Origin of the sequence: Streptomyces sp. NPDC048484 (genome assembly GCF_040651415.1) — a bacterium.
Taxonomy (GTDB): domain Bacteria; phylum Actinomycetota; class Actinomycetes; order Streptomycetales; family Streptomycetaceae; genus Streptomyces.
This window is the reverse complement of sequence record NZ_JBEZJY010000122.1, coordinates 1-3,445: the sequence shown is the minus strand read 5'-3', so window position 1 is coordinate 3,445 and position 3,445 is coordinate 1. Positions and strand designations below refer to the sequence as shown.

Below are 3,445 nucleotides of genomic sequence, written 5' to 3'. Positions count from 1 at the left end.
CGGTGCGGGTGTTTTCGCGTGGTGAGGGTGTGGTGGATGGGCCATGGGTGTTGCATGCGAGTGGGCTGTTGGAGGGGCAGGTGGCTCAGGCGTCGTTTGATCTGGTGGAGTGGCCGCCGGTGGGTGCGGTGGTGGTGGAGTCGGCGGGTGTGTATGAGGAGCTGGCGGCCCGGGGTTATGCCTATGGTCCGGTGTTCCGGGGGTTGCGGGCGGTGTGGCGGCGGGGTGAGGAGATTTTCGCGGAGGTTGCGTTGCCGCGGGTGGCGGAGGAGGCGGCGGGCGGGTTCGGGTTGCATCCGGCGTTGCTGGATGCGGTGATGCATGCGGAGGTGCTGACCGCGGGTGAGGAGGGGGGGACGGTTGTCCCGTTTTCCTGGGGTGGGGTGAGTCTGTTCGCGTCGGGGGCGTCGGTGTTGCGGGTGTGTGTGCGGGTGCGGGGGGCTGGTGTGTCCTCGATGCTGCTGGCGGATGAGTCGGGGCGTGCGGTTGCTGAGGTGGAGTCGTTGGTGTCCCGGCCGGTGGAGGTGGCTGCGGCTGTCCCGGTGGGTCCCGATCCTGCGGGTGATGCGTTGTTCCGGCTGGTCTGGGAGCCGTCGGGCACCGGGTCGGGCGGCGGTGTGACAGCGGATCCGGATACGGCTTCCGCGGGTTCTGATGTTGCTGGTGGTGCGGGGTGGGCGGTGCTGGGCGAGGGGGTGTCGTTGGCCGCTCTGGAGGCGGGTGAGGCGCCGGAGGTAGTGGTACTGCCGGCCGGGGATTCCCTGTCCGGTGTTGGTGTTGGTGGTGGTGGTGTGCCGGTGGTGGGTGTGGAGTTGTCGCGGGTGTTGGGTGTGGTGCAGGAGTGGCTGGCTGGTGAGCGGTGGTTGGCGGGCCGGCTGGTGGTGGTGACGCGGGGTGCGGTCGCGGTGGGGGAGGGGGCGGTGTCGGATCTGGCGGGTGCGGCGGTGTGGGGTCTGGTGCGGGCGGCGCAGGCGGAGAACCCGGGCCGGATCGTTCTGGCCGACCTTGGCCCCGGCGCCCCCGGCGCCCCCGGCGCCTCCGATGCCTCCGGCGGCCCGGCCGGGCTGGCCGGGCCGGGTGGCCTGTGGGCTGTGGAGGGGCTGGGGGCCGCGTTGTTGTGTGGTGAGGAGCAGGTTGTGGTGCGTGGGGGTGAGGTGCTGGTGGCGCGGCTGCGGCCGGCGTCCGGTGACGCTTCGGCCGGCGGGCCGGGGGCGGGTGGGGTGCTGGCGGTGCCGCGGGACGGGTCGGGGTGGCGGTTGGGTGTGGCCGAGGCCGGCACGGTCGAGGGGCTGGCCCTGCTGCCCGCGCCGGATATCCGCATGCCCGGCGCCCCCGACTCCGGCATGGCTGCCGGGGTGGCTGACGCTGGGTTGGTGAGTGGCGGCGTGCCCGACGCCGCCATGGTTGCGGGCGTGTCTGATGTCGGCGTGTCTGACGCGGGCATACCTGGCTCCGGGGTGGCTGACGCTGGTGTTGGTGTTGGTGTTGGTGTTGGTGTGGGTTGGGTGCGGGTGGGGGTGCGGGCGGCGGGGGTGAATTTCCGTGATGTGTTGATGACGTTGGGGATGTATCCGGGGGGTGGGACGCGGATTGGTGGTGAGGGTGCGGGTGTGGTGTTGGAGGTGGGTGTGGGGGTGGAGGATCTGGTGGTGGGGGACCGGGTGTTCGGGATGTTCGACGGGGCGTTCGGTCCGGAGGTGGTGGTGGACCGGCGGTTGCTGGCGGTGATGCCGGCGGGGTGGTCCTTCGAGCAGGCGGCGACGGTGCCGGTGGTGTTCTTGACGGCCTGGTATGGGCTGGTGGAGCTGGCGGGGGTGGCGGCCGGGCAGCGGGTGCTGGTGCATGCCGGTGCGGGTGGGGTGGGGATGGCGGCGTGTCAGCTGGCCCGTCATCTGGGGGCGGAGGTGTTCGCGACCGCGTCGCCGGGCAAGTGGCCGGCGCTGGCGGGGCTGGGGGTCGATTCGGCGCATGTGGCGTCCTCCCGCACGCTGGATTTTGAGGGCCAGTTCACCCGGGCGACCGGGGGGCAGGGGGTGGATGTGGTGCTCAACTCGCTGGCCGGGGAGTTCATCGACGCGTCGCTGCGGCTGCTGCCGCGGGGCGGCTGGCTGGTGGAGATGGGCAAGACGGATCTGCGGGACGCGGAGCAGGTCGCGGCCGAGCATCCGGGGGTTGCGTATCGGGCCTTTGACCTGGAAGAGGCCGATCCGGCCTGGATCCAGGAGGTCCTGGTGCGGCTGGTGGGCTTGTTCGAGGCGGGGGTGCTGCGGCCGCTGCCGGTCACGGCGTGGGATGTGCGCCGGGCCCCGGAGGCGTTCAGGTTCATGAGCCAGGCCCGGCATGTGGGCAAGGTGGCCCTGCGGATGCCGCGCCGCCTGGACGCGCAGGGCACGGTGCTGGTCACCGGCGCCACCGGTGGGCTGGGCGCTGTGGTGGCCCGGCATCTGGCCGGACACCATCAGGTGCGTGAGCTGCTGCTGACCAGCCGGCGCGGGCCCGGCGCACCGGGTGTGGCGGAGCTGGTGGCGGAGCTGGCCGCGCTGGGGGCCCGGGCGCGGGTGGTGGCGTGTGATGTGGCCGAGAGGCAGGCGGTGGCCGGCCTGCTGGCCGGGATCGATCCGCAGCATCCGCTGACCGGGGTGGTGCACGCGGCCGGGGTGCTGGACGACGGGATTGTCTCCTCGCTGACCCCCGGGCGGCTGGCCCGGGTGCTGGGTCCCAAAGCGGACGGGGCCTGGCATCTGCATGAGCTGACCGCCCACATGGACCTGGCCGCGTTCGTGCTGTTCTCCTCGACCTCGGCGGTTCTGGATGGTTCGGGGCAGGGCAACTACGCGGCGGCGAACGCGTTTTTGGACGCGCTGGCCGGCCACCGGCACGCACACGGCCTGGCCGGGCAGTCGATCGCCTGGGGGCTGTGGGCCACCGGCAGTGGTATGTCCGCGGGCCTGTCCCGGGCCGATCTGGCACGCGCGGCCCGCGGCGGGATCGGCGCGCTCTCCGCCGAGCAGGGCCTGCGCCTGCTGGATGGGGCCGCCGCCCTGGACCAGCCCGCACTGATCGCGGTGCCCCTGGACCGCCGGGCCCTGGCCGCCCGCCCCGATCTGCCGCCGCTCTTCCACCACCTGGCCCGCCCGCCCGCCCGCCGCACCCTCACCACCACCTTGGCCACCACCCTGCGCGACCGCCTCACCGCGCTGCCCGCCGCCGACCGGCTGCCCCTGCTGCTGGACACCGTCCGCACCCAGGCCGCCGCGGTCCTGGGCCACCCCGGACCCGACCTCATCCACCCCGACCGGGCCTTCCGCGACCTCGGCTTCGACTCCCTGACCACCATCGAACTACGCAACCGCATCGCCACCGCCACCACCCTGCGCCTGCCCGCCACCCTCGTCTTCGACTACCCCGACCCCACCACCCTCGCCCACCACCTCCACACCGAACT

At 73.1% G+C, this 3,445-nt stretch carries 1 protein-coding gene; it reads left to right on the top strand.

Annotated elements, in window-relative coordinates; genetic code table 11:
• Positions 1–80: 80 nt before the first annotated feature.
• Positions 81–3,445 (top strand): SDR family NAD(P)-dependent oxidoreductase (locus tag AB0D14_RS44765; protein ID WP_362791234.1); only part of this gene is annotated, 3,365 nt, incomplete at its 3' end.